Origin of the sequence: Paraburkholderia sp. (assembly GCF_035656215.1) — a bacterium.
Taxonomy (GTDB): Bacteria; Pseudomonadota; Gammaproteobacteria; order Burkholderiales; family Burkholderiaceae; genus Paraburkholderia.
In genome coordinates this window covers 1-7,364 of sequence record NZ_DASRSY010000341.1, presented here as the reverse complement: position 1 = coordinate 7,364, position 7,364 = coordinate 1, and the positions used below count along the sequence as shown (strand labels likewise).

The following is a 7,364-nucleotide window of genomic DNA, read 5'->3' as shown; positions in this document are numbered from 1 at the left end:
AGCGTACAGACATATCGTCCAAAAGAGCGCATGATCCTTGCTTGGCGCGTGGCGATAGCAGGTCTATTCAACGTCAACCAGGCGCAATCGCTTACCCACCTTCACGTCGCAGGCGATAAAACGCTGTGCGGCCGGCGGGCAAAAGGAAAAATCATGACATCCGCAATCTGGGGCATCGTGGCCGGCATGGCGCTGATGTTCGGCGCTTCGATGTACCTGCGTCAGCTTCGTCTCATACGCCGCCCGGATCGCCGCTGGACAGGCAAGAAACATTGATTCGCCCTACATCCCCCAAAAAAGGAGGCTCCATGTCACCCGTACCTACCCAACGGCGTTCGCCGTCGCCATTGCGCCCGGCCGATTCGCCAGGCGCCGTGCGCGACCGCCGCGCTGAACTCGGCCGCGCCGATGAAGCGCGCGCCGAGCAACGCGAACAGGATGACGCGCGCAACGATCCCAACGCCAGCAAATGGCGCTACCGCCCGCCACAACGCGAGGAGAAAGAGCAGGAGTAAAGCTTTCAACTGAGCACTAGCAACTGAACAGACGAACGGGCGCTAGCCAACGTTCGGGCCGGCAATCGGATCGGCCAATACATTGTCTACGCAGTATCCGCGCTTCCTACGCGTACACGAAAGCGACGCACGCACGTCGCAAAATCAAGGTTCGGTCGAACGCGTCGAACCATGACGTACGCTTCCTGTCACACCCCTGACGCTTCTTGGCCCGATTGCTGGCCCGATTCCCGAAAGCCTTCAGCAACGGATCTTTGCCGGAACGCTTGCGTTATGTTATGCGCATGACAGGACGGCCGGCATTGCTGGTTTTTCTCTACCGGCCGCGACGCGAACACCCGCTGCAGCACCCGCTAACCTGACTGACAGTCCTTTTCAAGGAGTGACGCCATGGCCGAAGCAACCTCCCGTCCGACCCCACCGAAAACATTGGAACCCGAAACGTTGCGCAAGATGGACCGCTACTGGCGCGCCTGCAACTACCTTTCGGCCGGCATGATCTATCTGCGCGACAATCCGCTGTTGCGCGAAGCGCTCAAACCCGAACACATCAAAAACCGCCTGCTGGGCCATTGGGGCTCGGACCCAGGGCAGAGTTTCCTGCTGGTGCATCTGAACCGGCTGATCAAAAAGCTCGATCTGAACGTGATCTATATCGCCGGCCCGGGCCATGGCGCGCCTGCCACGCTGGCCCATTGCTACCTCGAAGGCCACTACTCGGAAATCTATCCTGACCGCAGCGAGGACGAAGCCGGCATGCGGCGCTTTTTCCGGCAGTTCTCGTTTCCAGGCGGCATCGGCTCGCATTGCACGCCCGAAACACCGGGCTCGATTCACGAAGGCGGCGAACTCGGCTATAGCCTGTCACACGGCTACGGCGCCGCGTTCGACAACCCCGATCTGATCGTCGCGGTGATGATCGGCGACGGCGAGGCGGAAACCGGTCCGCTCGCCACGTCATGGCACTCGAACAAATTCCTCAACCCGATTCGTGATGGCGCGGTGCTGCCGGTACTGCATCTGAACGGCTACAAGATCGCCAACCCGACGATCCTCGCGCGCATTCCCCGCGAGGAACTCGAAGCGTTGCTGACCGGCTACGGCCACAAGCCGTATTTCGTCGAGGGCGACGATCCGGACACCATGCATCAACAAATGGCCGCGACGCTTGAACAATGTATCGGTGAAATCCGCGCGATCCAGCAGCATGCACGCGAAGCCAATGACGCAACGCGGCCGCGCTGGCCGATGATCGTGCTGCGTTCGCCGAAAGGCTGGACCGGGCCCAAAGAAGTCGACGGTCATCAGGTGGAAGGCTCGTGGCGCGCACACCAGGTGCCGGTGCTCGATCCTGTCACCAATAGCAAGAGTCTGAAGCTCGTCGAGAACTGGCTGCGCAGTTATGAACCGGAGTCGCTATTCGACGAAGCAGGGCGTCTGGTCGAAGAGCTGCGCGAACTCGCACCTGAAGGCACGCGCCGCATCAGCGCCAATCCGCATGCGAATGGTGGCCTGTTGTGCAAAACGCTCGACATGCCGGCGTTTCGCAACTACGCGGTGGAGGTGAAAAAACCTGGCGGCTCGTACACGTCGCCCACAGAGGTGCTCGGCACGTTCCTGCGCGACGTGATGCGCAACAACATGACGAACTTCCGCGTGTTCGGCCCCGACGAAACCGCCAGCAACAAGCTGACGGCGATCTACGAGGCCTCGGAGAAAACCTGGCTGGCCGAAACGATGGCAAGCGACGCCGATGGCGGCGAACTCGCCGTGGATGGCCGCGTGATGGAGATGCTGAGCGAGCACACGCTCGAAGGCTGGTTCGAAGGCTACGTGCTGACCGGCCGACATGGGCTTTTCGCCACTTATGAAGCGTTCGTCCACGTGATCGATTCGATGTTCAACCAGCACGCCAAGTGGCTGGAGAAAGCGAAGCGCGATCTCGGCTGGCGGCAACCGGTGCCGTCGATCAATCTGCTGATCACGTCGCTGGTATGGCGCCAGGATCACAATGGTTTCACGCACCAGGACCCGGGCTTTCTCGATGTCGTCACCAACAAGAGCCCTGACGTGGTGCGTATTTACCTGCCGCCAGATGCGAATTGTCTGTTGAGCGTCGCCGATCATTGTTTGCGTTCGCGTGACTACGTCAATGTGATTGTGGCCGACAAACAGCCGCATCTGCAGTACCTCGACATGGAATCGGCCGTCACGCATTGCACCAAGGGCATCGGTATCTGGGATTGGGCATCGACGGATCAAGGCGTCGAGCCCGATGTGGTGATGGCGTGCGCGGGCGACATCGCGACAATGGAAGCGCTCGCCGCCGTGCAGATTCTGAAGGAGCACTTTCCCGAGTTGAAGATCCGTTTCGTCAACGTGGTCGATCTGTTCAGACTGATGCCTGAGCATGCGCATCCGCACGGCCTGTCCAGTCGCGATTTCGATTCGCTGTTCACCACCAGCAAGCCGGTGATTTTCAACTTCCATTCCTATGCGTCGCTGGTGCACAAGCTGACCTATAACCGCACCAATCACGACAATCTGCATGTGCACGGCTACCACGAGAAAGGCAACATCAATACGCCGCTCGAACTGGCGATTATCAACCAGGTCGACCGTTTCTCGCTGGCGATCGACGTGATCGATCGCGTGCCGGCGCTGCGCGGTGTCGGCGATCATGCGAAAGAATGGCTGCGCGGGCAGATCATCGAGCATCTTGCTTATGCGCATGCTGAAGGCATCGATAAGGAAGAGATCCGCAACTGGACGTGGAAGGGTTAGGCGGAGCGTGCCATGGAGACTCATGAGAAGACCGACGACCCGACGCAGGCCCCGACGATTCTGGTGCTGAACAGCGGGTCGTCGTCGCTGAAGTTCGGGCTGTTTACGCACTCCGGCGGTGATGAAACATTGCTGCTGGAGGGCAGCGCCGAAGGTATTGGACGGGCCGACGGCAGCCTGCGCATCAAGTCGCCCGACGGCCACGTGCTGGTGCAGCAGGAGCATGTGATGCAGTCGCAAACCGACGCGTTGCAGAAGCTCTCGCGCGTATTGGCGGAACAGAAGCGTGAGCGGCCTACGGCGGTGGGGCATCGCGTGGTGCATGGTGGCCCGTTTTTGCGGACGCATCAGCGATTGACGCCCGAAGTCCGGCAGCGTTTGCAGGACGCCGTGCACTTCGCGCCTTTGCATATTCCACCGGCGCTGGCGCTGATCGACGAGGCGACGAAGATTTTCAGCGACGCGCAGCATTTCGTCTGCTTCGATACCGCCTTTCACGCGACGCTACCGCCACGCGCGGCGCAGCTTGCGTTGCCGCGCCGCTATGTGGATGCGGGAGTGATTCGTTATGGCTTTCACGGGCTGTCGTATGAATCGCTGGTAGCGAAGCTCGGGATCGATCTACCTCCGCGTGCTGTATTTGCGCATCTGGGTAACGGGTCGAGTTTATGTGCATTGCAGGACGGCAAATCCATTGATACATCGATGGGATTAACGCCGACCGGCGGCGTGCCGATGGGCACGCGCAGCGGCGACCTCGATCCGGGCGTGCTGTTGTATCTGATGCGGGTGGAGAAACTCGACACCGACGCGCTGGAGACGCTACTGAATCGCCAGAGCGGTTTAGCCGGTTACGCCGACGGCGAAAGCGACATGCAGGCACTGGAGAAGCGCGCCGCGGCGGGTGATGCGAATGCATCGCTGGCACTGGATGCGTTTGCTACTGCTGTGCGCAAAACGATTGGTGCGTATGCGGCTTTACTGGGCGGGATCGATTTGCTGGTGTTCACGGGTGGCATCGGCGAACACAGTGAGGAGATTCGCAGGCGCGTGTGCGATGGGCTGGGTTTCATGGGGTTAGTGGAGGACGATCCGGCGGGCAAGGTGAGGGCGATTCATACCGAGGAGGAAAAGCAGATTGCCCGGCATTGCCGGGTGCTGCTGCAGGCGGGTTGATGCTATTTTTCTTTGATCTTGGAGTGGTCAGAAACGCCGGTGACGCCGAACAGACGGGAGACGTCTTCGAGTGCAGCGATTCGTTGCTGGTCATATGGAAGGATGCCGAGCAGGGTGATGCGTCCGTGAGAGACTTTGACTTGCAGGGCGTTTGGGGGAACGGCGGCATCCCAGGCGAGGCGCCGCCTCGCTTCTGCGGCGATCTGTTCATCGGTGAGGCGCGTGCTTGCATTGCTGCGCGTGGCGTGGCGGGATCTAGTCATGGAGGCTCCATCGAGAGTGGACACCGATTAGAGAACACTAGCAGATGCAGCGAATTTTGCAGTGGGCGACGCTTCGCGGATAACTAGCCTCGGGATACGGATCCAAGTGGGCAGGGCGGCCCTGCCCAACTGGACCATTGCGAAAGCGCGGCAGATGATTTTGAGCAATGTTTCCCCGTTCGAGCGTCATTCGTCGCATCGCCGAGGCGAAGCCGACGGCCCCCACGACACGTAACCGAAGCCCCAAGGTTTCCCATGCAGACCCGTCCGCGACGCACGCAGTGCGGAGTGGGAGCTAAAGAGCCCTTTGTCACTAGCGCCAAGTGTGCGAGAGCACGGATTCCAGATGCACCACTACCGCAACTGTGCGAGGAACCCGCTTAAAAATTAGCGGTGTGAGCCGCTTTCTTTTGCCTACTTTTCTTTGCGGCAGGCAAAGAAAAGTAGGTGCCTGCCCCGCACAGGGGCGACGCTAATAATCCAATAAGAAAACAAGCAAAGGCCAAAACCATAGGCAAACAAGCCTTATTGAACAACCCCGGCCACTACCTGCGCAGTAGCCGCCGACAACGTCCACCCCAAATGCCCGTGCCCGGTGTTATAAAAAACGCCGCGCCGTTTCCCGCGCCCCACCTTCGGCAACATACTCGGCAGCATCGGCCTCAATCCAGCCCATGGAATCACTTTCGAAGTCGACACCTCAGGAAAATACTGCCGAGTCCAGTCGACCAGCGGAGCGATCCGATCCGAGCGGATATCGCGGTTAAAGCCATTAATCTCCGCCGTACCGGCAACCCGAAACCGATCCACACCAAGCCGGCTAGTCACAATCTTCGCGCTATCGTCGAGCAGACTCACCCAGGGCGCGCGTTGCTGACTCACTTCGTCATCCAGACAAACGGTAATCGAATAACCCTTAACCGGATACACATTCACGTGATCGCCCAGCATCGCCGCGAAGTCGCGACTCCTCACTCCGGCACACACCACGATCCGTTCAAAGGCAAACTGCTGCGACTCGCCCGCCAGATTCACGCTTAACGAGAACCGCCCATCGGCAGGCTGATCGATCGCCGTGATCTCGGCATCGTAATGAAACTCGACACCATGCCGCACGCAGGCATCCGCGAGACCGCGCGTGAACTTATGAATATCGCCAGTCGAATCGGAAGGCGTAAAAAAACCGCCAAAAAAATCGCCATGCAGCGTAGGCTCAATCGCCTGCAACTCGCTCGCCGTCACCGGATTGCGGTCCAGCCCACCTTCACGCAGCAGTTCATTCACCTTGCTAGCCGCATCGAATTCCTTGCGCGTTTTATAGATGTGCAAAATGCCGCGCCGCTCCAGATCGAAGTCGATCCCTTCGCGCTCGGCAATCGAAAACAGATGCTCACGCGCGGCAATCGCGAGCCGCACCGTTTCGACGGTGTTCGCACGATAGTGCGGAATCTGCCGTAGAAATTCGCCCATCCACGAATACTTATGCCAGGTGGGCATCGGATTGAGCAGTAGCGGGGCGTCGCGCGTGAGCATCCAGCGCAAGCCTTTCAGCACGGTGGCCGCGCTGTTCCAGACTTCGGCATTGCTGGCCGACAACTGGCCACCGTTGGCGAACGAGGTCTCCATCGCCGCATAGCGATGACGTTCGAACACAGTCACGTGGTGGCCGCGCTGCGCCAGGGCGTGAGCAGTCGTGACGCCGGTAATACCGGCGCCGATAATGGCGATTCGTGACATGATATGGTCCAGAGTAGTTGAGCATCACCGGTGTCGATTTCGTGTCGAAACCGGCGTCGATGCCCCATCTGTCCATGTACCTGAGAGTTTCTTCCCGTGAGCATACGAGCGCGATGTAAGCGGTATGCAGGGAATCCCCTTCGGTGGGCGCGCACGGCGCCGCTCTCCAGATGTTCCAGCTGCGCGGTCCTTTTGCCTGAGAGTTTCCGGGGCGGTTGCTCCGTCGGCGTCGTCACAATCCTCTGACGATCTCTCCCGCGCTGCGTTGCAGAACGCCATGACAATACCGGGCAAAGATTTTCTTCGCAAGTGTTTCCCGCGATGCAACGCGCGATCGACCCGATAGAACGTCGCGCAAGGCATGCTGAAACGACCCATCACGTGGGAGTCAACCGTGAGCTCACGGCCGCGCTTGCAGCGCCTGGGTCCGCCGCGCGGACATCTTCACGGCAGGGTTATCAGTTCTTGTGGGCGCCACCGGGCCATGCTCACGGCAGCGCTTTCGGCTCCTGTACCCGCCGCCGCGGCGTCGCACCGGCGCGCCGGTACACCCCCGCGAACTCGGTACAGGCGGTGCGAATCATCTCGATCAGCGTCGCAGCGACGGTGGTGGTCAGTTCGATATCGCGGCAGATCAGTCCGATCGTCATGTCTGGCAGCGGCTCGGTCAAACTGATCTTGCGCAGCAGCCCCTTGTATCGCTCGATATGAAATGGCAGTTCTGACCACAGGCTGATGCGGTCGGTGGTGCTGGCCATTTCCAGGTAGAGCGACATCGATGTGCATCGCAGGACGTTTTTCGGCCGCTCGACGTCCTGGCTGCCAAACAGGCTGCCGATCAGACTCGTCGAATCGTCGAGTGCATCCCAACTGAGCCATGCCGCCTGGG

General features: G+C 59.9%; 6 protein-coding genes, 1 pseudogene and 1 riboswitch. Of the genes and pseudogenes, 4 read left to right on the top strand and 3 right to left on the bottom strand.

The genetic code is table 11. From position 1 onward, the window contains the following. The 4 genes from VFE81_RS19845 to VFE81_RS19830 form a co-directional block, all read left to right on the top strand. Positions 1 to 276: hypothetical protein (locus VFE81_RS19845; RefSeq protein WP_325046227.1), on the top strand; the 276-nt coding region annotated here is incomplete at its 5' end. A gap of 32 nt (positions 277 to 308) precedes the next feature. Next, a complete protein-coding gene (locus tag VFE81_RS19840) occupies positions 309 to 515 on the top strand; it encodes a hypothetical protein (RefSeq protein ID WP_325046226.1) in 207 nt (68 codons plus the stop codon). A 390-nt stretch (positions 516 to 905) separates the two neighbouring features. Beyond that, entirely contained in the window at positions 906 to 3,299 is a 2,394-nt protein-coding gene (locus VFE81_RS19835) for a phosphoketolase family protein (protein WP_325046225.1), read from the top strand. A 12-nt stretch (positions 3,300 to 3,311) separates the two neighbouring features. Then, positions 3,312 to 4,475: an acetate/propionate family kinase gene (locus VFE81_RS19830; protein WP_325046224.1), complete on the top strand. Its 1,164-nt coding sequence runs from the start codon at positions 3,312 to 3,314 to the stop codon at positions 4,473 to 4,475. A gap of 2 nt (positions 4,476 to 4,477) precedes the next feature. Here VFE81_RS19830 and VFE81_RS19825 read toward each other — a convergent pair whose 3' ends face one another. The 3 genes and pseudogenes from VFE81_RS19825 to VFE81_RS19815 form a co-directional block, all read right to left on the bottom strand. Next, positions 4,478 to 4,738, bottom strand: coding sequence for a BON domain-containing protein (locus VFE81_RS19825; protein WP_325046223.1), 261 nt, complete (start codon positions 4,736 to 4,738; stop codon positions 4,478 to 4,480). Between the two features lie 525 nt (positions 4,739 to 5,263). Then, a complete protein-coding gene (locus VFE81_RS19820) occupies positions 5,264 to 6,475 on the bottom strand; it encodes a D-amino acid dehydrogenase (protein ID WP_325046222.1) in 1,212 nt (403 codons plus the stop codon). A 174-nt stretch (positions 6,476 to 6,649) separates the two neighbouring features. Beyond that, positions 6,650 to 6,743: riboswitch (glycine riboswitch) on the bottom strand. A gap of 220 nt (positions 6,744 to 6,963) precedes the next feature. After that, positions 6,964 to 7,364, bottom strand: a pseudogene (locus VFE81_RS19815) (hypothetical protein); the annotation flags it as partial.